The following is a 26,547-nucleotide window of genomic DNA, read 5'->3' as shown; positions in this document are numbered from 1 at the left end:
CCCTTCGCCCAAAGGCGGTGTGGCGGTGGAACGTTCATGCGGTGAAGCTGTTGCGCCAGCCGGTGGACAAGACCGCGCTTGGTGTCGACGGCGGATCGAAACCGCTGGTAGATCACACGGCCATGCCTTCGAACTTCAAGCGCGGTCTCCTGTGTGCGACCGCCGCCCTCGCTGCTCTGGCACCCACGGTCACCCCTGCCCACGCCGACGAGACCCGTCTGCTGGAGGGCATCGCCGCACTCCCCGTCGCGGAGGAGATCCGCGCTGGCTACGACCGCAGCAAGCTCTACCCCCACTGGCGCGACCTGGACGGCAACGGCTGCAAGACCGACAAGGACGTCCTGATCGCGGAGGCGATCGAGGACCCCGTCGTCGGGGCCGGTTGCAAGCTGGAGGGCGGGGTGTGGTGGTCGTACTACGACAACCAGGAGATCCACGGCTCCGGCCCGGGCAAGATCGACATCGACCACCTCGTCCCCCTGGCCGAGGTCCACGACTCCGGCGGCCACTCCTGGACGCCCGAGCGTCGCAAGCGCTACGCCAACGACCTCGGTGCCGAGGCGACCCTCATCGCCGTCAGTGCCCGCTCCAACCGCCAGAAGGCCGACCAGGACCCGGCCACCTGGATGCCCGTCGAGGAAGCCCGCTGCCGGTACCTCGGCGAATGGGTGCAGACCAAGCTGCGCTGGAGCCTGTCCGTCGACGAGGCGGAGAAGGACGCCCTGCTGCGCTACGCCTCCGACTGCCCCGACTCCACGCTCGTCTACGACCTCGCTGACTGAACCCCTCCGACTGTGGTCGCTGCGCCGAAGACCTCTCGGCGCGGCGACCTGAGAGACGTCCTAGTTGTGACAGGTGACCGAGGCGTGGCCCGCGCCGGCTCGCGTGCCGGGGACCTTGGCGACGGTCGGGGCGTTCGCGGTGACCGAGACCGCCGCATGGCCGGCGGCCGGCTGAACGCCACCACCGGCGATGACCGTGGCCGCGTTCGCAGTGACTGCTGCGGACGCCAGGCCGGCGGACGCATCGACGTTCGTGACGTCCGGGACTTCGACCTGAACCTGGGCAGCCTCGGCATTCACGAAGAGCGTGCTCAGCGAATGGACCGTGGCGTTCTCAGCGGAACCGCCGATGTCGATGGACTCGGAGACGCCCAGCGCACCGTTCTCCATCGCGGCGGCGTCAGCGGCGCCCGAAGCGCTCGCGGTACCGGCGGGGAACGTCGTGCTGACCGAGGCGCCGAACACCTCGACCAGGACGTCCGGAGAAGGTGCCTCTGGAGACGTCGTGGCGCTGATGACGACCACTGGCAGCGGCAGCTCGACCACCAGGGGCACGAACCTGACGTTGCGGCGCCCGAGGTGCCAGCCGTCCTGGGTCATGACGAACCAGCGTTCGTCGCGGCTGACGTTCACGACGTTCTCGGCAAACCGGCGGGTCTCACCGACGATCTCGACGATCGGAGGCAGGGAGATCTCCAGAGGGCCGCGCGGGGGAGTGGACCCGGCGACGTTGACCGTGATCGGAACGCTGACCGACAGCGGGCCCTCGTAGAAGCCGTGGAAGGCCTCGGCCTCCACCGTCGGCACCGGCAGATCTGCGTCCAGGACGGCGGGGTAAGCCACCGAGCCCGACATGCTCACCGAAGACAGGGACGGAAGGTCGGCATCCACGGTGCCGGAGGTGCCGCCGGCCTTGATGGCCATCGTGACGGTGACGTCGTGCGTCTCCGTCGCCGAGGCCGTGATCGCGAGGCCGGCCTTGCTGCCCCCGCTCGCGTAGTCGCTGGTGGCCATGTACAGGCCGCCGGAGTACGCGAACGCGTTGCCGGAAGCAGCCACGCCAGCGTCCGACAGCTCGGTGACCCCGGAAGCCGTGTACGTGATCGGCGTGCCCGAGCTGGCCCGCCGTGCTGCCCGGAAATAGACCATTCGTCCCTGTGTGCCGCCTGACACCGTCTCCGTGCTCATCGGCTCGGAAGAGTTGAAAGACGCGGACAGCACAGGCGCAATGTCGATCGGGGTGGTGTTGTCCACCCCGCGCCAGGCCGTCGCCTGGCACAGCAGCGTGGCCGAGCTGGGCACCGTGAAGGTGTAGCTCGACCCCTCCGAGCCGCCGGCCACCTTCCGGAAGACGTGCACCCGGAAGGTCTCGATGCCGTAGTCGCCGATCTCGGTCCAGCCGGCCGGTGCGGACACCGCCTGGTAGTTCGAGGTGACGAACGCGGTGAGGAGGTCACCGGAGGCCGTACCCGTTGGCTTCGTCACCACCACCGAAGTGCTGGAGGCCGATGAGCCGACCTGGGTATTGACGTGAGAAACAGCCACGGTGCCCCCAATCAGTCAGTGGCGCCGAGCCTCGGCCTCACAGTCCGGTCCTCGCGTTCCGGAGTGATCGTGCGGATCCCGAAGAACCGCGTCTCGCCGACCACGTTCACCACCGGCACCGCGATCACGTCCAGAGAGCCCCGGGCGGCCGACGCGCCCGCCATCGACACCGTCACGGCCACCGGAACGTCGAGGGCGCCCGACGGGGGAGACGCGATGCCGCCGCCGGTCATCGTCGGCAGGAACAGGGATGCCGCCAGGGTGCCGCTGTAGCTCAGGGAGCCCGACGCCGTCATCGTGGGCAGGGGGAGCGACCCCGAGAGCGTGCCGGAGGACGCGGCGCCCTCCTGGTTGTCCAGGATGCCGATCCAGGCCATCGCCGACTCCCAGGCCGCGCCACGCGAGACCTGCCTGCTCGTCGACCCGGTGGCGATCGTGCCGTTCGAGTCCCAGATCGCCGGCTCGACGTTGGCGTTCGGCTGCCGGTCCCGCAGGGACACCTCGTTCGAGGTGATGGCGTAGCTGGTCGACGCCGACGAGTACGCCGCCGCGACCACCCGCCAGTTCGTCGCCGACGGGTTGGACACCGACGCCGTGTTCAGCGTCGTCGCCGAGCCGGTGCTGGACTCCCCGTCGACCGCCAGGCCCGCGACCCCGCGATACGCGCAGACCACGGACGCCCGGTCCGCAGTGGAGCCGCCGGTGAACGTGCCGTTCCACGAGGCCGGCTCGGAGGAGCCCGCCGCACGGGTCATCACGTGGATGAAGCCGTTGGCGCCGCCGTAGACGTGCCCCACGGTCGTCCAGCCCGACGGGTTGCTCACCGTGCGGTCGCCGCCGCCGCTGTCGAAGGTGTCGGCCGCGAAGATGGCCACCAGGAAGTCGCCCGAGGCCACCCCGGCCGGCTTGTTCAGGGTGAAGGCGCTGCCGGAGGTCGAGGCGGAGTCCCAGGACGCGACGCCGACGAAGGAGATGGCCACCGCGACCTCCTAACAACCTCCCCGGTTAGGAGGTCGGCATCGTGATCGTGCCCGAGGTGATCGTGACGTTCACGCCCGAGGTGATCGACGTGGTGTTCAGGTTGATCTGCTGCCCCGACGTGCCCACCGAACCGTCCAGGATGGTCGTGCCACCCGACGTCGCCATCCGGAACCAGCCGGCCGTCCCCGTCGCCGCCGCAGCCACCGTCAGCGGCGTGCCCGTCAGCGTGATCGTGCCGCCCGACGCCACGCCGAAGCCGGGGGAGCCCAGCGTGAACGTCGCCAGCAGCGTGCCCGAGGCGGCGGTATCGGCGGTCGCCGGCTGCGAGCCGGTGTAGATCTTGATGGTGCCGGCGTTGCCCAGGGTGGCGTCCACCTGGTCGGCGAGGGCGTTGGCGAGCGACGCGGAGAGTCGAACGGCCATGTCGAGTCCTTTCTACCGCTCAGTGACGCGGATCGTTATGGAGCGGTCGTCGGTGCGACCGGCCGAAGAGGTAATGCGGTTGGTGACCTGGTAGACCTGGCCGGCGGTGCCACCGGAAAGCCACACCGTCGCCGTCTTCGTCGTATTCGATTCCGAGTCGACGGTGATACCGACAGAGACGATGAATTCTGAAGTGACGATGGTCTCGCCCTCGTCTAGGTATTCATTCCAGTCCCAAACCCAGTCGAGTACGGCGTCCGGGTCCTTCTTATGGTCTGAGGCAGCCATTGAATATCCCTCGCGTATTCATATTCCAATGCCGACGAGAAAGCGAGGATTGGAATCCGTGCCGGATACATATATTCGCATCGGGTCGCGCGAGAAAGAGACCATAAACGCCCGCTGGACTTCTCGGCTGCAAACTCGGAAGGGTACCTGGTGGGGGTAGCCAACGCCTGCGGCGGACGTTGGCGTCACCTCGCGGGCCGGCCTAGCGATAGGCGAGTCGATATCGACGTCTGCGAGCCTCTGACCTGCGGAAACGCCCAACGGCCCTGAGAATTTCTCATCGGGGAGAGAAAGCGGTCGAGAGGCGGGGTCGACCGGCCGAACTGAATTCCCGTCCATAGATACCCCCCTGCCCCGTCTCGGCATTGGTTCGCTATAGCAATTCGGCAGATTGCTAGGGAGTGCATGTCTACCGGCCGCGTCGCTATTCCTCGCCGATTGCAAGACACTATGGCTGACGGCATGTCATGTAGCCCTGCATATTGGCAGGTCAGGGGACCTCGTTGCAGGACGACATGACATGGATAGGCTTGCATTCACAATGCCGAGGGGTCCCTTTTCTGCGCAATGGGTCCCATGCGGTGCCAATATCACCTTTGCTGCGCACTTGGGTTTGCATTTGCGCCACTGCCTCAGGTCCCATATCGATAGCCGTTACAATCCGGCGCTTACCGGAATTCTCGGCCTTGCGCTTTCCCTTTATGGCCTGGGACTTCATTGCCCTATAATAAGCACGGGTAGCCGAGGATGCATCGCATTTCAGTCCGATTACGGGTCAATTGCATTCTCAGGGTGAAGTCGAGTTAATGCTTGAAATGGATTCACGAAAGAGGGAATAGAAAGCAGGCAAGAAAGAGAGTAAGGGTGCGTGTTGGGTATGTAGGCACGCGCTCATGGATGGCGCGAGGGTGCCATACCTAGACATCGAGACGCCAATGCCGACACAGGGTGAGGGTGCAGCGGAGTGCAGGTGCGTGCGTCTATGGGGAAGTGCTGCTAGCCGTGTGCGCTGTTGGCGTGCAGTAGTGCTGCCAACGTGAAGCATACGATGCGCATGCCAACGGTTCGTTGTGGATGTTTAGTGCGGTGTCATGTTGCATTGCTTGGCGTGCGTGAAGTAGCGACACAGCCATACTGCTTAGTGCATGCACGATGCCGAGTGCTGTAGTGACGTTGCGATGCGCAGTGCATGGTGACGGTGGCTCTGCAAGATGGGGGCTATATAGGCGATGTATATGTAGGTCACAAATACGGTCGCGGATAGTAGGCCGGCTGCGCTTCGGCGCCAGCTACCACACACGAGACTGCCGGGGCTTGTCGGGCCGGTAGCTGGGATTAGCGCCCTTCCGTGAGTTGCATCCCCGGTGTGCAGGGGCCAGGTTGCCCGGGGTCTCGGCCAGGTGGGGGGCGACGGCGATGGGAACCCGGTGATCGAGTGTCCACCCCTCGCGGTCATTCCACGGCAGGGATATATCTATCGCACGCCCGCAGATATGGCATATGGGGGGTAGCTCCTTCCTCGCCCATGCCACTAGTCGCCGCCACTGTCGCCCATCGCGCCCTTTCATGTCATTGCCCCCAATGTCAAGGTCATTCAGCCATGTGATCTTGCATATACATATCAAAGAATCATGGACTTCCTGTCCCATATATATTGCCCCATTGGGGGTGAAGTGCGATTATATATATATGAGGAAGTGAGGAGAGCGGGAGCGAAGGCTATGCCATTGGTATGGCGCGCGCGATCCGCCCCACGTTCCATGATCCTTCTCAAGTCAATATCTGATCTACCGACATAGCTGATAGCGCGCGTCTAGCACGCGCGTTGTCAAGATTGCCGGTAGTCGCGATGCGGACACAGCCGTTACCAGGGCTTGAAAGATACCGGGGCGCATTTGATCACCCGGCGGTAGCCAGTCCGATGGGCCCGCGCCTGAAACAGAACATCGCGCTGCAAACAACCATCCCATTGGAGTGATCATGCGACGTATTCAGGTCCGCAAGTCCACCCGCAAGCCCCACGAGCCGCAGCCGATCGACACTCGCACTCCGAGTGGTTGGCGACTCCCGTACTGAGGTGACGTCATGTTCCACCCCGAAGAATGGTTCGCGTATGACGCTCTCTCAGACGTCTATTACGCGCGGTACCGCAACGGCACTACCGGCCGCGTAATTACGAGGGAGTTCGCTCGCGAGAGTTGGGCTCACTACTTCGTGGCCACGATCTATGGCGACAGTCGCCATGAACTCCTGTCGCCCGACGAACTCACTTACACAGAGATCATGCGGGAAGCGATGTGATCCGCCATGACGTGCATGCTCGACAGATGGCACGACGCATACCACGCCGAAGCGCCGGACTACGTCAACTGCCCCTATTGCCAGGACGAGTTGCTACTCACGGCACCAGCTCTCCCGCTCCCCCAAGTCGAAATCGACGCGCAGGCCGAGTGGGGCGACTGGCAGGAAGCCATGTTCGATCCTGACATCCCGCCGATTGATCGAATCGAAGAGTTGGAGATTTGAACCTAGCCGGTGACTCCCGTACCCGCGACGGGAGTTGGCGAGATGGCTCAACCCTCCCCAGAACCACCCCAGGAAGTGCGCCATGATCCCCATCGATCCCAGCGACTCAACCCGACGTCGATACGTCCGCAACATCGTCAAGGTCTACCGACAGGCTACGGAAGATCAGGAGCAGCGCGGGAAGTCCTGGTATCGGACGGCACATCAGCTTGCCGACATGATGAGCGGCGGGAACGTCGTCGCCGGGGCCGGGGTCATCGCAGCGTTGTCGGCAAACAAGGCTTGGGCGGCAAATCGCCGGCTGGCCCATGACGCTTTCGCGGGCAGGGTGCACGGTCACACCGGAGACGCACTCGGCAAGGTAGTCAAGATCATGGCCGGTGCTGACCCTGCCGAAGTGCTCCCCATGAGCGTCAAGACAGGGAACTTCTACCGGTGCATCCTTGACCCCGACGACGCCGAAGCGGTCTGCATAGATCGCCACGCGCACGATGTCGCTGTCGGCAAGGCTCACGGGAACCGTGATCGCGGTCTCTCCTCCAAGGGGCGATACGCAGCGCTCTCACTGGCCTACCGCAATGCCGCCGCAATCCTCGGCGTGCTTCCCAGTCAGGTGCAGGCAGTCACGTGGGTTGTCTGGACGGAATCTCTGGCCGGTCGCAACCGTCGCCCCGCGCTCGAAAGGTACTCCCATGAGTGAGATTCCCGCCCATGAGATCCGTACGGGAATGCGATTCGAGTATCGGGGCGTAGAGGTTCAGGTTCTGAGTGACCCCGAACCGTACGTAGAACCCATCTTCGGGATGAACCTCATCCGATTCCGCGCCACCCGTGCCGACACCAAAGCTGAGGGGTGGATGCCCTTTGGTCCGAATGCTCGAATTCAGGTCCGTGACTAACGCGTGTGCCCCAACGGCGAGTTGGGGCATAGGCGCAGCATCACGAACTCCCGCCACAACCAGGAAAGGTGACATCATGTCACGCGAAACTCTCGAATGGCTGAGCAACAACACCCTTATCGGGTTCACCGAAAAGCGGGGTCACGCTTGGCACCACCGCGCCGGAGACGACAACACTTACGCCGACGCTATCCCGGTCGAGCATGTGCACAAGCGGCTGTTCTCCTGGACGGCGGAAGAACGGCCCCTCTACGTCGGCGGCTCCGGCCCCTACCCGAAGAATTGGGCGGAAGAGGTCTCCGGACGCAAGGCGATCGTCCGCAGCGACACCGGCGACGTCATGGGAATCTTCCGTGACGGATACCAGCCTCACCAGTACGGGGAATGGCTGCTCGACAACGTGGCCAGCATCCTGGACGCCGATCTGCAAGTCGGGTCGGCCGGTCTGCTGAGGGGCGGGGCCGTCGCCTGGGTCTCCGTGGAGATGCCGGACACGGTGGAGACCCCGGAAGGGGTGGAATTCCGCCCCTTCCTGCTGGCATGCACGTCGTTTGACGGCTCGATCGCCACGACGTACAAGGAAGTCGTGACGTCGGTCGTCTGCGACAACACGATGTCGGCGGCACTCCGTGAAGACGGGGCAACCGTCAAGGTCCGGCATTCGTCTCAGAGTCTGACGCGGATTCAGTCCGTGCGGGACGCACTCGGTATCGTCCACAAGATCTCTGAGGACTTCCAAGCGGAGGTCTCGCGGCTGACGGCCGTTCAGGTGGATGACGTAATGTGGGAGCGCATCGTCAAGGAACTGGTTCCCATGCCGGATGACCCCGTGCAGTCGAAGCGGGCCGCGACGATGGCCACCACCAAGCGGGAAGTCATGATGCGACTGTGGCGCCATGACGAACGCGTCGCCCCTTGGGCCGGTACGGCATTCGGTGCCTGGCAGGCATTCAACACGTACGGCCAGCATGAGGGCATCGTTCGCGGCATGTCCCGGCAGGAACGGAACATGCTCAACGCCGTGAACGGCACCATCGAGAAGTCGGACGCAGAAACCGTCCGGAAGATTCTGGAGATGGCAGCGTGACTGCCGAGAAGCCCTACACGGTCGTCATGGACTGGGACTCATCCCAGGATGACCGGGAAGCTGTCTCGTTTCAGGTCTGGGCGACTGGTCCCGGTGAGGCCCGCGAAAAGGCGGAAGCGGCAGCGTGGGCTGAATACGGGGATGACGCCGATTACCTCTACGGCGTCCTCATCTTCGAAGGGCACCCCGCCGTCTGTGAGTACTGACGAACGGAGATCCGTGACTAACGCGAGCGCCCCGCACTGTCGGGGCGTTGGCGCAGCATCACGGCGACTCGAAAGGTAAGGCAATGGAGTTCAACCCCGAAGTGGGCCCGTTTGCTGGCATGGACAGCGCGGTGCCCTCTACCGAGTTTCCGCGCATCGTCACGTATGACGATGTCCGCGCGGACATGTGGAGGACGGATCCGACTGAGTACATGCTCGGCGTGAACGGCCGTGGTGAGTACGAGTCGTTCAATCTCGCCCGGGGTGAGGGGGGCGACTCCCCACACTTGTTCGTCTCCGCCCCCAGCGGTTCGGGTAAGTCCGTGATCGCCGCCAGCATCGCCACGCAGACACTCGTCAAGGGTGGCTCGGCGGTGTTCCTGGACGTGAAGCGGATTAGCCACCGGTGGGCGAAGAACCTCCCCGGTGTCTCGTACGCAGTGGAGACGCACGAGATTGCCAACGTGATCGTCAGCGTGCTTGCCGAACTCAAGCGGCGCATGCGAGTCGTCGACGACTTCCCCGGGGCCGTTGCCGACGCGCCCGTCGGTCCCCGCATCGTCCTGATCGCCGAAGAGATCAACTCGATGATGAACGAGTTGGAAGAGTTCGAGAAGGGGCTACCCCCGCGCGGCGTGTACAAGCCACGGAAGGCACTCCGGGACATCCTGAACCTCGGTGGCGCCGTCAACATCCACGTTGTGGCGTTCGCGCAGTTCCCCGACAAGCGGCTCATACCGACAGCGGTGATCGAAGCGTTCGGGACGCGCATCCTCATCCAACACACCAACGAATCGTGGAAGTCCCTTGCGTGGACTCTCGGCTACGCGCCCCCCGCCCCGCAGGCACTCGGGCGCGGCCTGATCATCCGGGCAGGACGGGCCATCGAAACGCAGTTCCTCTACCTGACGGAGGAAGAGTGCGCGCACCTAGTGCGGACACTGCGCCCGGAAGCTGAACGCGTCGGCGTCATCCAAGAGGCTCGCCGCGCACTCGCACAGCGGCGGCAGCTGCGGGCACTGGAACGAGGCTGACGCCGACAACCGCCCCCGCCGAACTCCACCGGCGGGGGCACACCCATGAGGAGAGCAGCCATGACAATCAAGACCCGGAAGCTTCCCGCCACGTCCAGGGAGGGGGAACGGATGCGCGCGACCGACGCCGACACGGGCGCCGTTCTGACGATCCCCTACCCGCACGATGTGGCAGACCCTTACGCACACGTGGCGCAGCTACTGGCGAACGCCATGGGACTGGGGGAGGTCACCTCCACCGATGCGCAGTCGGCGAAGACGACGTTCACCACCTGAAAACCGCCCCCGACACACGAAAGCCCCTGCACCGGCAACGGTGACAGGGGCTTTTTCATGGGTGGAGATGATCGAGAGGCCGGACCGCCGGCCCGGACCACGCGTGCCGCGACGGACCGCCGGCGCCGGACCGCGCGGGGCGGGGACGCGTGCGGACCGGGGCCGGCGCCTGGCGGCGACTTCGCCCAAGCGAAAGGCGGACCGCGCCCGCAGGCACAGCTCCGCCACGAATTCATGATGCACTTTTTGTGAACTATGCGTCAATCATGTGATTCATGATTTTTTGGCCGGACCCTGCGGCGGCCGGCCGGACCCGCTGGGCGGCAGCTCCAGGACGTCCCACATGACGCGCCGACCGGCGCCGCCGACCTTGTGCCGCGTGATCCGACCCTCGCGGGCCCAGCGGTACAGCGTCTGCCGGTCGCGGCCGGTATAGAGGACGGCGGCCTCGGTGTCGACCAGGCGCCGGCGCACGTCGGAGGATCTGTCGGTCTGGAGGGCCCGTACGTGCGCGAGGAGAGCCGGCGTCTCGTTGAACCAGTCGGAGAACGGGTTCAGGCGGGCGTCCGCGAACTGCTCGTGCCGCTCACGGATGTCCCCGACCTCGATCGCCAGCCACTCGCCGCCGGGCACCTCCTCGGCGTCGGCGTCGGCGATGCGGATCCGGCAGCAGAACCGGTAGTAGCTGATCTGGTTCACTCGCAGTCCCTGGTGCGGGGACTGTCGTCGGCCGAGAACTCATCGACCGCGCGGAACGTCTGGGTGGTGGATGCGTCGTACCCGTCGTGTACGGCCGGCGGGACCTGGAGGGCGTCCAGGCACATGCAGACTTCGTCGAGCCGTTCGATGGCGTCCCGGAGGATCTGTGCTTCACCTGAGAGAAGCCGTCCCCCTTCTGCCCTGGTGACGAGGTCGAGTAGCGACTGCTTGTTCTGCATTCTCACTCCGAAAAAGTGCAAAAAATTCTTGCCTGAAAAACTTCAGGGGGTTGTGGCCCCCTCCCCGCAAGTTTTTTTGACGAGCGCAAAATTTCCGGGATCGCGTAACTTCGGGGTCAACTCGCCCCCTCCCCGCAAGTTTTGTAAACTCGTTGGATTCCACCTGAGGGGTGCGAAGCATGAAGTACCGAACCCTCTGGATCGTTCGCCACGTGATGTCCGATGACCGCCTGGCCGAGGTGAAGATCGACATCGACGACGGCGTGATCGCCCTCGCCCTCAGGCACGGCCACATCCATTCCGCCCTCGCCCGTCAGATGGCAGCCTTCAGCCACGCGTTCGCCGAGGTCGGCCCCTTCGAGCTGGACCCCGGCCATGTGACGCAGCGCCCGGATCTGCTCGTCTGGTTCGAGCGGGTGGATGGGCGTTTCACCGACGGCGAGCCGATGCGGATGTACTTCGGTGGTCGTGGCCCCTGGTTCTTCGAGATCCTGCTGCGCGACGACCTGGTCGACGAGGCCCTGGTGCGCGAGATGAACGAGGACGTCATGCCGACGGCGTGCGGGCTCCTCGTGCCGGCCCGTCTGGCGGCGTTATCCGCTCCCAGGCCCGGTCGTCGGTCTTCCGAGGTGTTCGGAACTTCACCCCCATGTCGACCAGCTCGGTCCTGCACATAGGGCAGCGGCCGAGTGCGAGCTTCCAGCGCTTCACGTCGTACCGGCAACCGACGCACACGGCGTGAGTGCGCTGCATCCGGCAGACGCTACACATCGCGCTTCCCCTTCTCGTACAGCGCCACCCACTCCGACATCGGGTAGGTCTCGCCGCAGGGTGGCGCCTCGGGCGTGCCGACACAGCGCACGTCGCTGGAGTTGTCCCACGTGATCGACAGGCCCCCGCCGCAGTTGCCGCAGACGGTGTCGCCGAACATGGCGTCCGACGCGTTCACCCGTAGTGCCGTCTTCGCCTGCCGGACCCACTTGTCGGTGAGCTTGAGGGTGTCGCGGGCGAGGTCGGGGCGGGCGTCGATGAACTGGGCGACCTGGTACGGCAGGCCGTGGAAGACGCTCTTGAGAGGGGCGGACAGCCAGGTCCGGTCACGGCCGGCCTCGATGAAGATGAGGTCGAGGGACATGTAGGCGTCGCAGGTGATCTCGTCCAGGGTGAGGAAGCCGGAGACGTCGCCGGGGGGCCGGCCGGCGGTCTTGATGCGGGGGGCTGCGCGCGCGGCCTTGGGGTTGCGGTCGGTGTCGCGGTTCTGGTGGAACTCGCGGAGCTGGTCGAGGAGGCCGGACCTGCGTACAACGCGGACGCGGTTCTCCTCCTGGACGGGGCAGGGGCATTCGGCGCTGCCGGTGCAGGTGGCCTTGTCGTGGTACTTGACGGGGAGCTTGTACTCGACCCGCTCCTTGTACCCCTCTCCGAGGGATTCGCAGTTCTTCCGGAGTCGTTCCAGCAGCGCCTCGGTCACGTGCCATCACCCTCATTATTGAATTGTTCCTGGATCTTTTCCAGGAGTGCCTTCTCGCTCCTGAAGGAAGCCATCGTCAGCCGTTCCGCGGTGGCGCGCGCGTGGGTGCCGGTGACGAAAACTCGGGCGATTTCTTCCTGGTTGTGCTCGTAGTGGATGGACAGGCTCACCATGCCGTTATCGACGGGCGTCACCCAGAGGTATATCCTCGGGCTCTCCTCACCAGTCATACCGTTCCCGCTCTTCATTTCTGGTCCCCCCGCAGACTAGGCAGAGGTAAACATTCCGGATATCGCCGAGGGTGGTGATTTCCACCCTCACCTCATCGTGGAATTTCCGGTGCTCCGTGCACCACGCGAAGCCCTTGTGAAGGCACCACCTCACGGGCAGTCCCCGTCGTGGACGGCCCAGACCCAGGCGGACCCGTGCTGGATGCCGACGTACAGCTCGTCGCTGCCGATGTAGGCGTTGCAGATGTCGCAGCGCGGGGGTCGTTCCGTGAGCCGGCGGGACCGGGCGGTTCTGCGGTGCCCCGTCGCGGCGTCACCGAATGACCGTGGAGGCTTCAGGAGCGTGACCTGGGGGACCGAGCCGTTGATGGCCTCCCAGGCCGCCTGCGCCTCGGGGCCGAGGTCAGAACGGCGGCGGGTCGCAGGCCCGGCAGGACGTGACGGTGCCGCCCCGGCGACGGGGGCAGTCCCGTGGGGGGTTCCACCCCTGGGATTGCCAGGCGTCGCAGGGGCTGGGGGAGGGACCTGCGCGACCTCGGTGAACTTGGTGGCGTCCATGGCGTGGGCGCCGCAGCCGTGCTCGGCGAGTACTTTCCGCCGGCCGGGTGCCGTCTGCTGGGTGCCGTGGTCGTCGAAGGCGGGCACTGCGGAGCTGGCGGTGCGTACGAGGAGTTTCTGGGGCCGGCCGGCGGTTTCGGCGAGGTCGAAGAGGCGCCGGCCGGCGAGGACGGCGGAGATGTAGGCGTCGCGGTCGGCGACGGCTACGTCTGCGGCGGCGCGGACGCCGGAGGAGTGGGCGAGGTAGACGTACGCCCCGCAGCGGTTGCAGGTGGCGAGGCGTATCGGGGTGTCGACCAGGTGGTCAGCCATCCCGACCCCAGGCTGTAGTCACTGGCGATTTACCGCCCCAGACGATGGTCCCGGTCTCTGAGTCCAGGCGGGGCACCAGACCGGCTTCTTCGCACTCCACCTCGGTGAGACACCGGCGTTCCGCGCCGAAGAGCCCGACGCGGTGGCGGTCTCCGGCCGTTGTGCCCCCGAAGGTGAGGTGGCAGGCCGGGCAGTGCTGTGGCCTCTTGCCCGGCCAGGCGGTACCGCAGGGTATGCACTTCGTGATCATCATGCGCGTTCCTGCCTTTCCGCCTCGTCGCCCATGAGTTCCGCGACGAGCGCTTCGTAGCGGGCCTTCAAGGCGTCCAGCTCCTGCTGGGCGTCCTTCATCCGCTGCTCCCGGTGTTCGATCTGGTGGTGGATCCGCCGGGCCTCCCGCGCCTTCATGGCGCGGTCTTCGGGGGTCAGTGACATGACTGCCTTTCTTGATCAACTAGGGGGGAGCGTCAGCGACCCCCTGTTGCGGAGCAACGGCGTGCGCATCCGCCGCATGCGGACACCCGCATGCGGACACCCGCATGCGCCGCGAGCGCGTGCGTGTACAGCCCTAGCCGTCGTCCGTCAAGCCGCCGATGCGGCGCTGGCCGAGCGAGGTCGCCTTCCAGCTCGATCCCTGCCGGGCGACGCATCCCTTCACCAGGAGCTGGCCGAGGGCTTCGCGGACGGCGGCCTTGTCGGCGCTGCCGGAGGTCCTGGAGTTGATCATCTGCTCGGTGGCGCCGGCGGCGGCGAAGGCGACGACGACGTTGAGGACGGTGTGCTCCAGCACCGGCAGCGGCGGCAGATCCTCGGCCCGCTGCTGGTACCACTTCGGCCGTGGCTTGACGGCGAGGGCGAGACCGGGGCCGGGGGTGACGAGGTCCATCTCGACGACGGGGTGCTCCCCGAGGTCTTTCTGGGCGACGGTCTCCAGCCGGACGCTCATGGTGTCCTTGTCGGGCTCGACCTTGAACTCGGCGTCGAGCGCTCCGAGGATGGCGGTGGCGCCGCGCGCCCTGGCCCCGTCGGCCCCGCTGTGGTGGACGAGCGCGATGCAGGCCCCGGTGATTTCCTTGAGGACGTCGAGGGCGGCGACGACGAGCCCCATGTCGGTGTTGGAGTTCTCTTCGATGCCGACGGTGCAGCGCGCCTGAGTATCGAAGATGATCAGGTCATATCCCTTTTTGCGGGAAAACGCAATAAGTGCCCGGACTTCATTCCTCTTGCCCAGCTGAACGGCTTTCGGGTAGAAATCGACGCCGGTCATCGGGCGGTTGTTCTGCTTTTCCCAGGCCCTCACCCGGCGCCTGATCCCCCGGATTCCCTCGGCGACGATGTAGAGGACTTTCCCGGAGGTGACCCGCTTTCCCATCCAGGGGATTCCGGTGCCCACGCAGCCCGCCATGTCGAGCATGACGAACGACTTGTACGACTTCGGCGGGCCGTACAGACGGACGACCGTCTCCTTGTTCAGGAAGCCCTCGATCAGGGGGTCGACCTCGGGCAGGTCTTCCAGGTCGAGGGAGCTGAGGACGCTGCCGAAGTTGCCGGCGTCGGTGTCGCCGGCGGCGCGCAGGGCGGCTTCTTCCTCGGCGGCGAGGTGTTCGGCGGCCCCCCGGGCGGCACGGAGCCGGGCGGTCTCGGCTTCGAGGCGCTGGTCGGCCTCCCGCTTCTTGTCCAGGCCCTCCGCCTGGATCTTGATGTGCTGGACCGCGTACGAGAGATCAAAAAGCCCCCGGATGTCTTCCGGGAGCTGTTCGCGGATCTGGTCCCGCTGCCCGAGCGTGTGCGCCAGCTGGGCGGCCATGGAGATGAGGGTCGAGGAGGGCCCGTTATCGTCGTCGGATCCATCTGAGGATGGTTGCGAGAACACCGGGGACGTCATCGCTCTCCTCTTCAGTTGTGTGGTGCACGGCCTGGTGCTCGCCCAGGCCGCGTGGCGGCTCGGTGCAGTGTTCGTGCTGCTTGGCCCGTGAACCGGCGTCCTCCGTGTCAGTAATCCTCGGGGGGCCGGTCACCGAGGCTGTTTACCCCCGGCGAGACGCGAGTCCGCCGGGGGGGCATCGTTGTCTGGCACGCCGAACTGGCAGCCGCCGGTGTGGGTATGCCCGTCGGCGCAGGCCGGCGGGCACTGCTCCCAGTACTCGGTACAGGCGGTGCAGGGGCAGCCGCAGGGGCCGGTGTCGCCGAGGACGGCCAGGACGGCGTCGGCCTCGCCGTAGTGGTGGAGTCCGGGGGTGTCGTTGCCGGACAGGGCTTGCTCGGCGTCGTAGCGGTGGATGGCCTGGGCGATGCGCTGGCGGAGGCTGGTGTCGGATTCAGCTCCTCCCGTCCCGTTCATCGTCACTCCTTCCTGGGGTTCGGTGATGACGAACTCGGGGTCCTTTCCGGGGCGTTCGGGTTGCCGGGGCTTGGTGCCGTCTGCTGTGCTCGTCTTCTGACTGGGGGGTGGCTCATGGGGAATACCAGCGAAGATCCGTATGAGGGCGAGGACGGCATACGGCTGCACGGTGGCGAACGCTATGACGGCATCGTCATGCACTACGTGGCCGAGGCGGCGGTCACAGGTGTGGGTTTCATAGCGGCTGCCATGTTTCAGGAGGCTCTGCAACGAGCCGCCAGCGACTCCTATGACGGTGCTCGCCGGTTCTTCACCTCGCTTCGCTCTCGCCTGCGCCGGGTGGTGCCGCAGGGAGCGGAGGTGGAGCTGATCGTCGTGCAGAGTGAAGAGGGGCGGTGGGAACTCCACCTGCCCGGCGACCTCGACCACGAAGCTCACGCGGCGCTCATCCGCGACTTCGACGATCTCGTGCGGGACGAGAACGACGGCCAGCAGATCGTGATCCGCTGGGCTGACGGCCGCTGGACCAAGGAGGACCGCGACGGCCGGTGAGGGTGTCAGCCGGCAGCCGGAATGTCGGATTTCCTCCCTTCTCTGGCGTGAATGACCCACCCCGGAGCCGATTCCTCCGAGGTACGTTCCCCACGCGTCCCGCGCGGATGGCGTGGGGCACGGACATAGGGGGAACCATGACGTTCAAGGTCAAGTCGCTGGGCGCCGCCGCATCTGCCCTGCTCGGACTGAGCCTGGTGCTGGGGGGCGCGGGCACTGCGGTCGCCGGCGGCGGGTGCGGAGACGTATGGGACAGCGAGATCCGTTCGTACGAGGTGACCTTCGTCTACGAGGGTGAGTGGGTGTCGGATGAGGGGGTGACCATGTACCGGTACTCCGGGATGGTCAACGGCAGCATGCAGAACGCGTACGAGACCCACTACCAGGGTTCCAGCATGACGCTCAGCATCCCCTGCTGACCGCCGCCGGGGCGCCGGGCTGATGCCGAACCGCACGGGTTCGGCCTTGGCGCGCTTCACCTCGGCTCCGTCGTCCAGCACCACGGCCCGACGGTGACGTGCCAGCCGCCGGGGCTGCGGGCGATGCCGACGCCCCAGTGGCCCCGGCCCTGCCGGTAGCGGCGGCGCTTGGCGGTGTCGCGTGCGTCCTCGAAGGCCCTCCGATACTCGGGGTCCTTCATGTCCTCGTCGTGGTCGTCCCAGAACAGGCTGCGAATCTCGTCGGGCTCCAGGGCGGTGCCCTTGCCGTTCTGACCGGCGATGACGCGCCCGCCGACACGGCCGGCGGGGACGTCATCCAGTTGGGCCGGCTGGCCGTCGTCGCCCCGGACCACCCGGTACATGCCGGTGTCGGTGCGGTTGGCGCCGAAGCCGTCGGCGACAATCCCGTGGTAGGGGCAGGTGCCGTTGGGGCGCCAGCGGCTGGCTCGGTTGTGGCTGTCGTCGTCGCCCCAGCACAGGCAGCCGCCGACGCCGTACGGGATGTCGGTCATGAGTCCCCCGCCCAGTGGCCGGCGAAGTGGTCCGGCCAGGCATGGTCGCAGTCGCTGCACATGCCGGCGTCGGGTTCCGGGTCGACGCCCATCAGTGGGACGCCGCAGATCGCCCTCGGCTTGCTGCTGCCCTCGGGGTAGCAGCGGTAGCACTGCCAGTGGGCGTCGGGGACGACGTCGGCGACGATGTCGGCGAAGGCGGCAGCGGCGGTGACGGTGTCGGTGGTCATCGCCGGGCCTCCCGCACCTCGATCAGGCACTCAGGCTGCATAAATGATCATTTCCTCACGGTTTATGGTGCTTGGGTGAAAGTAGAAATGCGCCGCGAGTCGTACCGCGTTTCGTACGGTGCCCTGGAGTGGCTGGTCGTCGCGGAGTGCCTGGAGGACTGGGGCCTGTGCGACGGCGCCTGGCCGTACGAGCAGGACAGCTCCCGCGAGGCCGTCGCCTCCTGGGCGCGCGCGGTCTACGACGCGGCGATCTCGGACCGGCAGAAGTTCACGCTGCCCATGCCCCGCAGCTGGACCCTGTGGCTGTGGCGGGTCCTGTCGGAGGCGACGAGCCGGGACGACCAGTTCCCGTGGACGATGGCGCCGTCGCTGACCGGGCAGATCAAGGCACAGAACCGGCGCCGGTGAGTCGGTTCTCGCAGCAGGCGAGAAACCGCCCCCAGGTGCCGGTGCTGGGGCTAGGGTCGGCGCCCATGAGACTGTTTCATTACGTGATCACGGTCGAGTGGGTCGGCGACGATGACGTGCTCCGGCGCGCAACACGGTCGGGACTCTCCCACTGGCCGGAGGGGCACGACCGCCTGACCGTCTACGAGGAAGTGCTGCTCCAGGTGATGGAAGAGCTGACGGGTCGCCGCAGCGCCACGAACGCGTCGGTGCTCTTCTGGTCGCTGGAACCGAACGAACGCCCCGAGTAGCCGGTCGTCGCGACACCGGAATCCACTGCACCCGGTCGTCGCAGTTGCTCAGGCGGTGTACCACCGGGTCGGGATGCCGGCAGCCTCGGCGAACTGGGCGGTGCCGGTCGCGCCGTGCGACGTGTGTGGGTCGGTGCGGCGGCAGCGCCGACTCGTGCAGGGGCCGAGAAACGCCAGGCACAGGTCGGCGCCGAGCCCGACCATGAAGGCGTTGCGGCGAGGGCCAGCGCCGGGCCACGGCCCGAAGTCTTCGGTGGGGTGCTGCTGCGCCGGGTGTCGTTCGACGGCGACGCTGTTGGCGACGGCCCAGGAGTCGAGCGATGGCGTCGGCGCCGGTTGGTGCAGGCGCCGTGGACGAGGGTGATGGCGTGGGGCTCATCGCGCCAGGCGGTAGCCAGGGCTTCGTAGACGGTGTCCTGGTCGCGCCAGTCCCGGCTGCCGGTCACGAGGACGCGGTACGAACTGGCGATCATATGAGGCACGTCCTCGTATGGCACGAGTTGTTCCTTAATTCCAGTTGGTGCGTTCTGACTTCTTGTTGAGGTCGAAACAGGCCCTGTGTCTGATCAAGTGTCTGAAAAATCGATAGTGCCCCCGAACACGCCTATATAGCATGCTGGTGAAGGCATGCAGCATGCCTGAAATTGGGGGGACTGTGAAGCACAGAAAATTACGCTGGTTGACGACGTGTGCCATTGTGGTCGCCTTCGGAGTGCAGCCGGCCGCTGGTGCTGACGACGGTACGGAGGAGCCGACTCCGACTCTGGCTCACGTCGTGGATTCAGATCATCCGATGCTCAAAATCGGAGACAAAGTTCCCGATGAGCTGATTTCAGGATCCGGAGCAGCCCGCAGTGCTGCTAGTCCGGAATGGCCTGAAATGCCGGAGCGGGGTAGTGTCCCGTATGAGGTCAACCTGGACGACTACACCCCGGAAGGGGTTGCCAGGACTCAGGCCCAGGAATCTGCGGCGGCATCGCCCTGGGACCCTCTGAACGAGTGCCGGAACCAACTTGCTGGTGGGGCGGGGACGGGTCTGATCGTAAAGCGCTTCACGTACTGTTCCGTGAAGAAGCAGGCGTTCTATTGGAGAGACAGCAATGGAACCGTCGTCGGGACCACCAGCTACGTTCAGACCATTGCAGGGCAGGCGCCTCGGGACCGCCGGGAAATCAACTACATGGTTAACCTCGGCTACTGGGACATTGACGGCCACGTCAGAGACATCCCGTTCGAAGTGAAGGGTGAATCTCTGGGGCTTCCCTGGACGGAGGGCACTGGGGGGCCCGGACCTGCCTGTGAGGTCATCAACAGCGCGGACAACCCGAAGACCCTCTCGGCGTGGCGGAATAACGGCGCAGCTGTCGCCTCGATCGTATTCTTCCAGGATAAGTCAAAGGGCGAAGGGCGCGATTATGTCAACGAGTGCCAGATCTCGACCCTCACCCAAGGCATAGGCTACCGCGACGGAGTCACCCCGATCCGATTCGATTCGGCATCCTATGTGTATGGAGAGAGCGGTGGAATGTTCACTGTTGCCTCTCCGACTCTGGTCTACAACACCACTTCCACTAGCCATGGCGCCGTAGCCAGGCATATCCAGCTGGCTCTCACCAACCCCGACCTCACGGATCCGCGGAAGACCGGGAAGGTGATACCTGGGACCTCGCGGGCCAAACCGCTTACTCGTTTGTATGAGCAGTGGGATGCCAATGCTCAGAGGTGGCGGAACGCGAATATCGCGCAGAAGAACGCCGCGTGCACTCCGATCAAGCCTGCTAACGCTACAGGGCTTGACTGCGACGAATTTCCCTTCGGGTCCACCTGGGAAGGGCCGGCGAGCTTGCAGTACGACTTCTCCGTCAAGTACCTCGACCTGGCCCAGAATCGTTCCGCTGGTGGATCACTCGCAGCCTTCTACGCGAGGGAGCGAATTCTCCACCGTGACGGATTCCTCGTCAGGATCGCTACCAGTTAGCGATTTTGTCGGATAGATCGATTGCCGGGATCTCGCCTCAGCCGGAGGCGGGGTCCCGGCAAACGCGGATGTCAAAGTACTCAGTGGTACTCGTACCTGCCGGTTCCGACCTCCAGACCCGGACCTCGTACGGTCCGTCGTCCTCCAGGACGAGTGCGGGGCCGGGCTCCCGCCCTTCGACGTTGACCAGGTGCAGCTCGCGGCCTTCCACCTCGATGGAGGACGAGCCGAGCAGGACCCCTTGTCCGTCAGGTGGCGTCGCCGGCCAGGCGGACAGAGCGACCTTCACGTGGCCCGCAGAGATCTTCGTTGGAATCCCGACAGCATCACCGTTGGTGACGATCGAGTCGGCCGCAGGGACGGCGGTCGAAACGTCCACAAAGTGGTCGGCCGCAGCGAGGGCCAGCCAGAACTGGCTGTACGTCACCGAAAGAGCGTCGAACACGACGTCCGTTGGCTCGCCGACCAGGAACAAGTTGCTCTCGAACTCTGCTTCGTCGTCCATGCCTTGACCCTAGCTCCTCAGGGCGGTCGAGCCGCCGACGGACGACCTCCTCACCTGTCGTCTCTCTTCCGGCGTGGAAGGTGACGGTGTCGGCCCAGTCGCGGCTGCCGGTGACGAGGATCCGGTACGGGGCGGTCATCGGTCTCCCTTTCGCACTCGGATTCCTGCCGTCCTGGGGCGCGGCTAGGGTCGAGGGCATGACGAACGGCGCCCTCCCGGACGCGACCCTCCTCGCCGGTGAGGAGGGTCTGCTGCGCTACCTCCGGACGATGACTCAGGGGCTGCCCGAGGCGGGCCTTCTCCGGACCGCCGGCTGGGCTTACCGGAGCCCGTACCACCTGCTTCTCGCCGAAGGCCGGCGGCACGACGTCGGGCCCCTGCCGGACGGCACCGAGGCGATGCCCGCCCGCCACTGCTACCGGAACGCGGCCCTCTACGCCCGCTCCGAGGGGTTCCTGTACGCGGAGGGGTTCGCCCAGCCGTTCGCCGGCGACGACCTGTTCCTCTCGCACGCGTGGGTGGTCCGGCCGGACGGCACAGCTCTGGACCCGACCTGGGAGTGGGAGGCCGGCCGCGCCTATGTGGGCATCGCGGTCGCCGACCCCGACCTGTGGCCGTATGCCGGCGGCGGGCTGCTCCAGGACGTCGACCGCACCGTGCCGCTGCTGCGGGACGGCTTCCGGCCGGGGGCGCTCGCCGATGTAGGCCGGCCGCTACTTCCCGCCCCGGGTGATGCCGCGTTGCAGTGACGCCGCCAGGTTGATCTTGGTGAGTTCGAGGGCTTCCCGCCGGGTGAAGCCGGCCTTGCGGTACATCGAGAAGACCTTGAACGTCGTCTCGGTGGCCATCTCCATGGCGATCTCGTTCGCCCTCTCCGGATCGATCACAACTCTCCCTGGGGTTCGGCATGATGGCGCGGTGGACGTATGGAACTACTTCGAAGGCAGACCCGAGATCTTCGCGGCCGTCGTGGCGCTACTCGTTGGTGTCGGCGCCGTCCTGGGAGCAAAGATCCAGGCGAACGGCGGCCGGGCCCAGGCGGCGGCGGCTCGTGAGGCGGCAGAGATCGCGGCCGAAGCGCAACGGGAGGCCGCGCTATGGACAGTTAGACAGGTGCAGATCGCCGAGTTCATTCAAGGTGTCCGCGAAGTCAGGGTTATACATGACGACTTCTACAAGCAGAACTCCTTCGAAGGTACTCTGACAAGTCGCCTGAGTGAAGCTGAGCAAGCGGTGCTTAAGAGGGAAGCGGCAATCCGACTAGTTGCTTCTGAGGATGTCGTGGAAGCGGTGACGGAAGTATGCGACGCAGTCTTGTATGCAGGTGAGTATGCCGCTGTAGCGGGTCCTGTGTGCTATGTGCAGGGTCGACTGCATATGCTAATGCGTAGTGATGACCCTGGGGATCGCGATGCAGCCGCTCAGGCCTTGGAAGCGGTGGAGGAGTACCACTTCGCCAAGGACCGACCTGATCTGATCGAGAGGGATCGAGCCGAACGGCGCGCGTATGAAGCTGTTCGTGAATCTACTGGCTTGAGCGGAAACCTAGTGGTGGAGGTCCTGCCGGCCCTGGGATCTGGTTTCAGGGCGATGGTCGAAGGGCGGGAGCGGACCGACCGGGAGGTTGACGAGAAGGTGGATGACCTTGTTGTCGCCACTCGCAGCATGCTGAAATCTGCTTCGCCGGTCAGAGTGCCCCCTCCCCGCCGTCGATGGCGGTGTAACTCTGCACCCACTCCCGCAAGTTCGGCATGATGGGCCCGTGGCCGCGTTGAGGCAGTACTTCGAGGACAACCCCGAGATCTTCGCCGCCCTGGTTGCCGCCATCGCCATCCTCGGCGGCCTCCTCGGCAGCATCATCGGCGCCAAGATCCAGGCCAACGGCGGGCGAGACCAGGCTGCTGCGGCCAGGGAGGCGGCGACGATCGCGGCCGAGGCTCAGCGGGTGGCGGCCCTCTGGAGTGTCCGGCAGGTTCAGATGGCTGAGTTCATCCGAGGCGTCCGTGAAGTGCAACGCGTCGCTGCGTTGTACTCCAGCCAGGATGCTGACAGTGTGGACGGCCAGATGCAGGAAGCGCATCACTTGGTGGCGCAGAAGCTGGCCGAGATTGAACTAATTATGCCCTTCGACGTTGCTCAAGCGGCGAAGGGAGTCCATCGCCATCTTGAGCCTTTTGCGGCGACGATTCAAATAGCTGGCCGAGCAGAATACTTCTTTAGCATCCTGCGTCGCCAAGCGTTTAGCGACGACCCAGCTGAATCTGAACTCGCCCGGAGAGCCCTCGAAGCTCTTGATGAATTGCGTGAGGAGGCTGCTGGCTCTGTAAACTCAGCGGACGATAAAATGCGGCGGTACCGAGATGCAATTGAGGCCCTACGTGCTGCTACGAATGCGCCAGTTTTGGAAGCGGTAATGGTGGCGACTCACGTGGACAGCTCGCCTAGTTCTGAGCCGTTTCGGCGGAGGCTCCAAGCGGAGCTTGCCGAGAACATGTCCGCACTGGTGGCGGCAGCTCGCGCCGCGCTGCGCTCCGAGGACGACGCCGCCCCGGCGCCCGTGCCGGTGCAGCGCCGGTGGTGGCGGCGGGCGGCGTAGCCAGGCGTGCCCTGTCGGAGCCCTCGTCGTTGAGCCCAGCATGACGATCTTCAACCGCCGTGTCCTCGCCTCCGCCGCTGTCGCCGCTACCGCCGTCCTCGTCTCCGCCGGGGCGGCGTCGGCCGACAGCGTCGGCAACCACCTCCCCGGAGCTGGGCTCCTGAACCAGACCTTCGGGAACGGCGACCAGCAGGACAAGACCGCCGGAGAGCTGCCCACTCACAACGCCCTCAACGACCTCCGCGTCCCCTGACCGGCGCCGGGCCTACGCCGCCTCCCAGCCGTCGTTCTTCCACTGGTACCCGCCCATCAGGGTCCAGTGGTCGACGCCGTTCGTCTTGCCTGTCGTGCACGGCACGGTCAGCCGGCCGAAGGCGACCGCGTTGCCGTCGCCGTCCTTCTCGACGACCGTGCACTCGAACCGCTCCGTGACCTCGGCGGCCTGGGCGCGGATGCTCCAGTCGACGAACCGCCGGTACTTCTTCCCGGGCTCGAAGAACGCCGGCTTCGCCGGGGGGACGACGACGGTGTAGCGGACGGTGCCGGGGCCACCGTGGGTGCCGCTGCAACCGACGCCGCACCGGTGCACCAGGACGTCGGTCGGCTTCACGTCCTGCACGACGCCGTCGACGACGAGGACGGTGCCGGTGTCGGGGACGCCGACGGTGCCCTTGAGGGCGTCGAGGACATCGGCCTTGCGGACGATGTCGTGGTACGGGTGTCCCTTGATCCGAGGGACGGCGTCGATCTTCTCGGCGAGGGTCAGCGCCGGCTGCTCCTCGGCGGGCGCGCACGGCGGGTGCCGGTCGCAGTCCCACAGCTCTTCGTGCTCGGCGTGGTGGGCGCGGGGCGCATCCGGGTTGGCCTGCATGCGTCGGGGCACGGCCATGTCCTTTCAGCTCAAGTCCGGTACGTGCTGGGCCACTTGAACGGTGGAGGCGGTTGTTCCTGTTGCGCGGCGGGCACACCGGTGGCATGGACAGATGGGAAATCGAGGACGCGGTAGCGCGCGGAGTCCGACGAGGGAATGGCGAAGACGTTGGCGACGGATGCGCGAGCTGCTGTGCCATCCCTGCCGGGCTGGCGTTCTTCGGGTTCATCCTGTTCGTGATCATCCAGTCCGGGATGCCGTGGGAGTGGTAGACCGTCGGCACACCTCCCGGTGCTGGGCGAGGTTGGGGAGGATGCTGCCGAAGTAGTCGGCGGGCGTCTCAAAGCTCCAGCCGCAGGGGCAGGTGGCCCGGTACCGCCACCACCCCCCGGCGCCCCGCCGGCCCCGGACGAGGGTCCGGTTCACGGCTTCCCCCAGCTAGCCTCCCCGGCCAGGCGCTCGATTGCGTTGGCGGGCAGCCTGTGGCCGGCGTCGTGGTGCCGCTGGAGGTGGGCGACCATGTCGGCACGGGACTCGGTGACGTACTTGGCCGGCTCCCCGGCGGCGGGCTCGATCCGGCCGCCGAAAAAGACCGGGTCGTTCAGCTGTCGGGTCTCGACGAACCGGCACTGCGCGCACTCGAAAACCTGGGCCGCATCGGGGCCCCACGTGCCGAATACCTGCACGTCGCCATCGCAGAAGCGTGCGTAGACCATGGGATCTCTCCTCTACTCGGTGGACTCCTTGAGCCAGGCGTGCGCCATGGCCACGATCAGTGTCCACTCCCAGCCGTCGGCGCCGGGGCCCGAGCTGTAGCTCCAGGCGCAGTCCTGGCAGCGGGCGACGTACGCCCAGGTGCCGGTGCGGGGATCCCGGACGGCGTAGACCGTCGGCTTCACCCCGGCATCACCCGCGCGCCGGCCAGACAGGACGAGCACTGCGGCTTCCCCTTGGCTGCCTCGACGAGGTCCCAGGAGGTGTAGGAGAAGTCGCCCAGGTGGATGCCGCACGCGGTGGAGCGGGTGGGACTGCCGCCCCACGCAGAGATGTGGGCGAAGAAGCTGTTGCTGTCGCTGACCCAGGTCACTTCGTCGGCCATGGCCGCCAGATCCAGGTCACCTTGCCGTCGGCCCCGACGACCTTCACGCGCTGCTGCGGGGACCGCTGCGTCGGCTGGCTGTTCTTCTTCCTGCGGGCGGATGCCGGCTGCTTGCCCGGGGAGGGTGGTGCCATCACAAAGACTTTCTCTTGAGGGTCAGTTGGGAGACATGAGGCGGCCCGCGTGGAATACTAGAAAAACGTTCTAGTTGGCCGCGTAGCGTTGGGGGAGTCATGGCGCAGTTCGAGTACGCGTGCGGTGAGTGCAACTACGTGACGGGCTGGAAGAAGGAGTCCGAAGCGCTCGACCTCCTGAGTGCGCACTACCGCGCCGAGCACCCCGGCACTTTGCTTGGCGGCACCGGGCGGGCCAGGTACACCTCGTCGCCGGAGGCGCCCAAGTCTTCGGGCGGCGGATGCATGGGCTGTGCAGGCTTGGCCGGGCTCGTGATCCTTCTGCTCCTGGTCGCGGCCATGTGTGAGCAGGGCACCTGAGCGCCCCTGGCGCCGCCAGGCGTTCCCCGCCGACAGTGCCTATCCATGGCGACACCGCGCGCGTCGAGGACTGGGTCAGGCATGCTCGTCCCACTCGCCGGGCGGGATCTCGGTGATGGTGTCGCCGCTTTCGTTGATGCGGTAGATGCGGAGCTGGAGCTGCGGGGCGTAGCTGCTGCCCCGGTGCTCGTCCCGCCACTTCTGGCAGTAGTCCCGCCACCGGACGGCGCCCTTGGGGAAGCAGGGGTGCTCCGTCCACACGCGGCGCCGATCCGGGTTCCAGGACAGGTAGCGCTCAGGCACCGTCCCACGCTCCTGCCTCACGCTTGAGGGCGAGGGCGACGTCCTCGGCACTGGTGCTGTCGTCGTCGTTGAAGTACTGGACGGGCTGCCAGTAGATCCCGCTGTACCGGTGCGGCGACGGCTTCGGCACCTTGAAGCCGTAGCGTTCGTACGCGGACTTCGGCAGGGTGCCGTACAGCTCGTACTCGGCGCGGGCGCAGGCCCCGAGGGCGCACACCGGCCGCGACGGGTCCTTGAGGGCTTCGTCCTCCGGAATCCCGCGATCGTTGCGCACCAGCTCGGCCTCGTGCTTGCCGTCGCGGATGATGATCTCCGCGGCCTTGCGGTAGACCTCGGCCTTGTCGATTTCGGGCATCAGTCGACTCCCTTCCA

Annotated in this window: 43 protein-coding genes; 19 read left to right on the top strand and 24 right to left on the bottom strand. The window is 66.0% G+C overall.

The window, feature by feature from the left end:
• The first annotated feature begins 122 nt into the window (after positions 1 to 122).
• Positions 123 to 782: an HNH endonuclease family protein gene (locus tag ACFVQZ_RS03100; protein WP_383619186.1), complete on the top strand. Its 660-nt coding sequence runs from the start codon at positions 123 to 125 to the stop codon at positions 780 to 782.
• Positions 783 to 842: 60 nt separating this feature from the next.
• Here ACFVQZ_RS03100 and ACFVQZ_RS03095 read toward each other — a convergent pair whose 3' ends face one another.
• From ACFVQZ_RS03095 to ACFVQZ_RS03075, 5 genes are all read right to left on the bottom strand, one after another.
• Positions 843 to 2,327, bottom strand: a complete 1,485-nt coding sequence (locus ACFVQZ_RS03095) for a hypothetical protein (RefSeq protein WP_383619184.1) — start codon at positions 2,325 to 2,327, stop codon at positions 843 to 845.
• An 11-nt stretch (positions 2,328 to 2,338) separates the two neighbouring features.
• Positions 2,339 to 3,307: a hypothetical protein gene (locus ACFVQZ_RS03090; RefSeq protein WP_383619182.1), complete on the bottom strand. Its 969-nt coding sequence runs from the start codon at positions 3,305 to 3,307 to the stop codon at positions 2,339 to 2,341.
• 25 nt (positions 3,308 to 3,332) lie between these two features.
• On the bottom strand, positions 3,333 to 3,731 hold the full coding sequence (locus ACFVQZ_RS03085; RefSeq protein ID WP_383619180.1) for a hypothetical protein: 399 nt from the start codon (positions 3,729 to 3,731) through the stop codon (positions 3,333 to 3,335).
• Positions 3,732 to 3,743: 12 nt separating this feature from the next.
• Positions 3,744 to 4,019 carry a hypothetical protein gene (locus ACFVQZ_RS03080; protein ID WP_383619178.1) on the bottom strand — a complete coding sequence of 92 codons (276 nt, stop codon included), beginning with the start codon at positions 4,017 to 4,019 and terminating at the stop codon, positions 3,744 to 3,746.
• Positions 4,020 to 5,308: 1,289 nt separating this feature from the next.
• Positions 5,309 to 5,587, bottom strand: coding sequence for an HNH endonuclease (locus ACFVQZ_RS03075; protein WP_383619534.1), 279 nt, complete (start codon positions 5,585 to 5,587; stop codon positions 5,309 to 5,311).
• Positions 5,588 to 6,104: 517 nt separating this feature from the next.
• On the opposite strand from ACFVQZ_RS03075, the gene ACFVQZ_RS03070 reads away from it, so the two are divergent.
• From ACFVQZ_RS03070 to ACFVQZ_RS03040, 7 genes are all read left to right on the top strand, one after another.
• Positions 6,105 to 6,320, top strand: a complete 216-nt coding sequence (locus ACFVQZ_RS03070) for a hypothetical protein (protein WP_383619177.1) — start codon at positions 6,105 to 6,107, stop codon at positions 6,318 to 6,320.
• Between the two features lie 6 nt (positions 6,321 to 6,326).
• Positions 6,327 to 6,545 carry a hypothetical protein gene (locus ACFVQZ_RS03065; protein WP_383619176.1) on the top strand — a complete coding sequence of 73 codons (219 nt, stop codon included), beginning with the start codon at positions 6,327 to 6,329 and terminating at the stop codon, positions 6,543 to 6,545.
• Positions 6,546 to 6,627: 82 nt separating this feature from the next.
• Positions 6,628 to 7,245 (top strand): hypothetical protein, encoded by a 618-nt coding sequence (locus ACFVQZ_RS03060; protein WP_383619175.1) that lies wholly within the window; start codon positions 6,628 to 6,630, stop codon positions 7,243 to 7,245.
• 275 nt (positions 7,246 to 7,520) lie between these two features.
• Positions 7,521 to 8,531 (top strand): DUF932 domain-containing protein, encoded by a 1,011-nt coding sequence (locus ACFVQZ_RS03055; RefSeq protein ID WP_383619174.1) that lies wholly within the window; start codon positions 7,521 to 7,523, stop codon positions 8,529 to 8,531.
• Positions 8,528 to 8,737 (top strand): hypothetical protein, encoded by a 210-nt coding sequence (locus tag ACFVQZ_RS03050; protein ID WP_383619172.1) that lies wholly within the window; start codon positions 8,528 to 8,530, stop codon positions 8,735 to 8,737. The genes ACFVQZ_RS03055 and ACFVQZ_RS03050 overlap by 4 nt, the downstream gene beginning before the upstream one ends.
• 83 nt (positions 8,738 to 8,820) lie before the next feature.
• Entirely contained in the window at positions 8,821 to 9,771 is a 951-nt protein-coding gene (locus tag ACFVQZ_RS03045) for a hypothetical protein (RefSeq protein WP_383619170.1), read from the top strand.
• Between the two features lie 60 nt (positions 9,772 to 9,831).
• Positions 9,832 to 10,047 carry a hypothetical protein gene (locus tag ACFVQZ_RS03040; RefSeq protein ID WP_383619168.1) on the top strand — a complete coding sequence of 72 codons (216 nt, stop codon included), beginning with the start codon at positions 9,832 to 9,834 and terminating at the stop codon, positions 10,045 to 10,047.
• A gap of 273 nt (positions 10,048 to 10,320) precedes the next feature.
• Here the strand turns inward: ACFVQZ_RS03040 and ACFVQZ_RS03035 are convergent, their stop codons facing one another.
• Positions 10,321 to 10,746: a helix-turn-helix transcriptional regulator gene (locus ACFVQZ_RS03035; RefSeq protein WP_383619166.1), complete on the bottom strand. Its 426-nt coding sequence runs from the start codon at positions 10,744 to 10,746 to the stop codon at positions 10,321 to 10,323.
• The gene (locus tag ACFVQZ_RS03030) at positions 10,743 to 10,985 is read right to left on the bottom strand and encodes a hypothetical protein (protein ID WP_383619164.1); all 243 of its coding nucleotides are present in this window, start codon (positions 10,983 to 10,985) and stop codon (positions 10,743 to 10,745) included. The genes ACFVQZ_RS03035 and ACFVQZ_RS03030 overlap by 4 nt, the downstream gene beginning before the upstream one ends.
• A gap of 179 nt (positions 10,986 to 11,164) precedes the next feature.
• On the opposite strand from ACFVQZ_RS03030, the gene ACFVQZ_RS03025 reads away from it, so the two are divergent.
• A complete protein-coding gene (locus ACFVQZ_RS03025) occupies positions 11,165 to 11,662 on the top strand; it encodes a hypothetical protein (RefSeq protein WP_383619162.1) in 498 nt (165 codons plus the stop codon).
• 86 nt (positions 11,663 to 11,748) lie between these two features.
• On the opposite strand, the gene ACFVQZ_RS03020 is transcribed toward ACFVQZ_RS03025, so the two are convergent.
• The 6 genes from ACFVQZ_RS03020 to ACFVQZ_RS02995 form a co-directional block, all read right to left on the bottom strand.
• Positions 11,749 to 12,456 (bottom strand): hypothetical protein, encoded by a 708-nt coding sequence (locus ACFVQZ_RS03020; RefSeq protein ID WP_383619160.1) that lies wholly within the window; start codon positions 12,454 to 12,456, stop codon positions 11,749 to 11,751.
• Entirely contained in the window at positions 12,453 to 12,650 is a 198-nt protein-coding gene (locus ACFVQZ_RS03015) for a hypothetical protein (RefSeq protein ID WP_383619158.1), read from the bottom strand. The genes ACFVQZ_RS03020 and ACFVQZ_RS03015 overlap by 4 nt, the downstream gene beginning before the upstream one ends.
• A gap of 186 nt (positions 12,651 to 12,836) precedes the next feature.
• Positions 12,837 to 13,556: a hypothetical protein gene (locus ACFVQZ_RS03010; RefSeq protein ID WP_383619156.1), complete on the bottom strand. Its 720-nt coding sequence runs from the start codon at positions 13,554 to 13,556 to the stop codon at positions 12,837 to 12,839.
• A 249-nt stretch (positions 13,557 to 13,805) separates the two neighbouring features.
• Positions 13,806 to 13,991, bottom strand: coding sequence for a hypothetical protein (locus ACFVQZ_RS03005; protein WP_383619154.1), 186 nt, complete (start codon positions 13,989 to 13,991; stop codon positions 13,806 to 13,808).
• 133 nt (positions 13,992 to 14,124) lie between these two features.
• Positions 14,125 to 15,363, bottom strand: coding sequence for an AAA family ATPase (locus tag ACFVQZ_RS03000; RefSeq protein ID WP_383619152.1), 1,239 nt, complete (start codon positions 15,361 to 15,363; stop codon positions 14,125 to 14,127).
• A gap of 207 nt (positions 15,364 to 15,570) precedes the next feature.
• Entirely contained in the window at positions 15,571 to 15,897 is a 327-nt protein-coding gene (locus tag ACFVQZ_RS02995; protein ID WP_383619150.1) for a hypothetical protein, read from the bottom strand.
• A gap of 114 nt (positions 15,898 to 16,011) precedes the next feature.
• Here ACFVQZ_RS02995 and ACFVQZ_RS02990 point away from each other — a divergent pair, with 114 nt between their 5' ends.
• Both ACFVQZ_RS02990 and ACFVQZ_RS02985 read left to right on the top strand, forming a co-directional pair.
• Positions 16,012 to 16,449 (top strand): hypothetical protein, encoded by a 438-nt coding sequence (locus tag ACFVQZ_RS02990; RefSeq protein WP_383619148.1) that lies wholly within the window; start codon positions 16,012 to 16,014, stop codon positions 16,447 to 16,449.
• A 137-nt stretch (positions 16,450 to 16,586) separates the two neighbouring features.
• Complete coding sequence (locus ACFVQZ_RS02985) at positions 16,587 to 16,868, top strand: hypothetical protein (RefSeq protein ID WP_383619147.1); 282 nt, start codon at positions 16,587 to 16,589, stop codon at positions 16,866 to 16,868.
• A gap of 56 nt (positions 16,869 to 16,924) precedes the next feature.
• Here ACFVQZ_RS02985 and ACFVQZ_RS02980 read toward each other — a convergent pair whose 3' ends face one another.
• A complete protein-coding gene (locus tag ACFVQZ_RS02980; RefSeq protein ID WP_383619145.1) occupies positions 16,925 to 17,401 on the bottom strand; it encodes a hypothetical protein in 477 nt (158 codons plus the stop codon).
• Entirely contained in the window at positions 17,398 to 17,631 is a 234-nt protein-coding gene (locus ACFVQZ_RS02975) for a hypothetical protein (protein WP_383619144.1), read from the bottom strand. The genes ACFVQZ_RS02980 and ACFVQZ_RS02975 overlap by 4 nt, the downstream gene beginning before the upstream one ends.
• 75 nt (positions 17,632 to 17,706) lie before the next feature.
• On the opposite strand from ACFVQZ_RS02975, the gene ACFVQZ_RS02970 reads away from it, so the two are divergent.
• The 3 genes from ACFVQZ_RS02970 (at position 17,707) to ACFVQZ_RS02960 (ending at position 20,307) form a co-directional block, all read left to right on the top strand.
• Positions 17,707 to 18,039 (top strand): hypothetical protein, encoded by a 333-nt coding sequence (locus ACFVQZ_RS02970; RefSeq protein ID WP_383619142.1) that lies wholly within the window; start codon positions 17,707 to 17,709, stop codon positions 18,037 to 18,039.
• A gap of 65 nt (positions 18,040 to 18,104) precedes the next feature.
• Complete coding sequence (locus ACFVQZ_RS02965; protein ID WP_383619140.1) at positions 18,105 to 18,329, top strand: hypothetical protein; 225 nt, start codon at positions 18,105 to 18,107, stop codon at positions 18,327 to 18,329.
• Positions 18,330 to 18,942: 613 nt separating this feature from the next.
• A complete protein-coding gene (locus ACFVQZ_RS02960; protein WP_383619138.1) occupies positions 18,943 to 20,307 on the top strand; it encodes a NucA/NucB deoxyribonuclease domain-containing protein in 1,365 nt (454 codons plus the stop codon).
• 37 nt (positions 20,308 to 20,344) lie between these two features.
• Here ACFVQZ_RS02960 and ACFVQZ_RS02955 read toward each other — a convergent pair whose 3' ends face one another.
• Positions 20,345 to 20,812 carry a hypothetical protein gene (locus tag ACFVQZ_RS02955; protein ID WP_383619136.1) on the bottom strand — a complete coding sequence of 156 codons (468 nt, stop codon included), beginning with the start codon at positions 20,810 to 20,812 and terminating at the stop codon, positions 20,345 to 20,347.
• A gap of 197 nt (positions 20,813 to 21,009) precedes the next feature.
• Here ACFVQZ_RS02955 and ACFVQZ_RS02950 point away from each other — a divergent pair, with 197 nt between their 5' ends.
• Positions 21,010 to 21,561 carry a hypothetical protein gene (locus ACFVQZ_RS02950; RefSeq protein WP_383619134.1) on the top strand — a complete coding sequence of 184 codons (552 nt, stop codon included), beginning with the start codon at positions 21,010 to 21,012 and terminating at the stop codon, positions 21,559 to 21,561.
• On the opposite strand, the gene ACFVQZ_RS02945 is transcribed toward ACFVQZ_RS02950, so the two are convergent.
• Complete coding sequence (locus ACFVQZ_RS02945) at positions 21,526 to 21,699, bottom strand: hypothetical protein (protein WP_383619132.1); 174 nt, start codon at positions 21,697 to 21,699, stop codon at positions 21,526 to 21,528. The two genes, ACFVQZ_RS02950 and ACFVQZ_RS02945, sit on opposite strands and share 36 nt — an antisense overlap.
• Before the next feature lie 31 nt (positions 21,700 to 21,730).
• On the opposite strand from ACFVQZ_RS02945, the gene ACFVQZ_RS02940 reads away from it, so the two are divergent.
• From ACFVQZ_RS02940 to ACFVQZ_RS02930, 3 genes are read left to right on the top strand one after another with little or no spacing between them, the layout of a single operon-like run.
• Complete coding sequence (locus ACFVQZ_RS02940) at positions 21,731 to 22,567, top strand: hypothetical protein (protein ID WP_383619130.1); 837 nt, start codon at positions 21,731 to 21,733, stop codon at positions 22,565 to 22,567.
• Between the two features lie 7 nt (positions 22,568 to 22,574).
• Entirely contained in the window at positions 22,575 to 23,408 is an 834-nt protein-coding gene (locus tag ACFVQZ_RS02935) for a hypothetical protein (protein ID WP_383619128.1), read from the top strand.
• 40 nt (positions 23,409 to 23,448) lie between these two features.
• Positions 23,449 to 23,661: a hypothetical protein gene (locus ACFVQZ_RS02930; protein WP_383619126.1), complete on the top strand. Its 213-nt coding sequence runs from the start codon at positions 23,449 to 23,451 to the stop codon at positions 23,659 to 23,661.
• A gap of 12 nt (positions 23,662 to 23,673) precedes the next feature.
• Here ACFVQZ_RS02930 and ACFVQZ_RS02925 read toward each other — a convergent pair whose 3' ends face one another.
• From ACFVQZ_RS02925 to ACFVQZ_RS02905, 5 genes are all read right to left on the bottom strand, one after another.
• A complete protein-coding gene (locus ACFVQZ_RS02925) occupies positions 23,674 to 24,291 on the bottom strand; it encodes a hypothetical protein (protein ID WP_383619124.1) in 618 nt (205 codons plus the stop codon).
• Between the two features lie 410 nt (positions 24,292 to 24,701).
• The gene (locus ACFVQZ_RS02920; RefSeq protein WP_383619122.1) at positions 24,702 to 24,995 is read right to left on the bottom strand and encodes a hypothetical protein; all 294 of its coding nucleotides are present in this window, start codon (positions 24,993 to 24,995) and stop codon (positions 24,702 to 24,704) included.
• 12 nt (positions 24,996 to 25,007) lie between these two features.
• Positions 25,008 to 25,178 (bottom strand): hypothetical protein, encoded by a 171-nt coding sequence (locus tag ACFVQZ_RS02915; RefSeq protein WP_383619120.1) that lies wholly within the window; start codon positions 25,176 to 25,178, stop codon positions 25,008 to 25,010.
• Positions 25,175 to 25,378, bottom strand: coding sequence for a hypothetical protein (locus tag ACFVQZ_RS02910; protein WP_383619118.1), 204 nt, complete (start codon positions 25,376 to 25,378; stop codon positions 25,175 to 25,177). The genes ACFVQZ_RS02915 and ACFVQZ_RS02910 overlap by 4 nt, the downstream gene beginning before the upstream one ends.
• Complete coding sequence (locus ACFVQZ_RS02905; RefSeq protein ID WP_383619116.1) at positions 25,363 to 25,512, bottom strand: hypothetical protein; 150 nt, start codon at positions 25,510 to 25,512, stop codon at positions 25,363 to 25,365. Before ACFVQZ_RS02905 ends, ACFVQZ_RS02910 begins: the two co-directional genes overlap by 16 nt.
• 99 nt (positions 25,513 to 25,611) lie before the next feature.
• Between ACFVQZ_RS02905 and ACFVQZ_RS02900 the strand changes: the two genes are divergently transcribed.
• Positions 25,612 to 25,872 (top strand): hypothetical protein, encoded by a 261-nt coding sequence (locus ACFVQZ_RS02900; RefSeq protein WP_383619114.1) that lies wholly within the window; start codon positions 25,612 to 25,614, stop codon positions 25,870 to 25,872.
• Positions 25,873 to 25,947: 75 nt separating this feature from the next.
• Here the strand turns inward: ACFVQZ_RS02900 and ACFVQZ_RS02895 are convergent, their stop codons facing one another.
• Complete coding sequence (locus ACFVQZ_RS02895) at positions 25,948 to 26,175, bottom strand: hypothetical protein (RefSeq protein WP_383619112.1); 228 nt, start codon at positions 26,173 to 26,175, stop codon at positions 25,948 to 25,950.
• The gene (locus ACFVQZ_RS02890; protein WP_383619110.1) at positions 26,168 to 26,530 is read right to left on the bottom strand and encodes a hypothetical protein; all 363 of its coding nucleotides are present in this window, start codon (positions 26,528 to 26,530) and stop codon (positions 26,168 to 26,170) included. The genes ACFVQZ_RS02895 and ACFVQZ_RS02890 overlap by 8 nt, the downstream gene beginning before the upstream one ends.
• Between the last annotated feature and the right edge of the window lie 17 nt (positions 26,531 to 26,547).

It is taken from the genome of Streptomyces sp. NPDC057854 (assembly GCF_042797055.1).
GTDB lineage: Bacteria > Actinomycetota > Actinomycetes > Streptomycetales > Streptomycetaceae > Streptomyces.
Note: the sequence above shows the minus strand (reverse complement) of the source record. Positions and strands in the feature narration are given on the sequence as shown.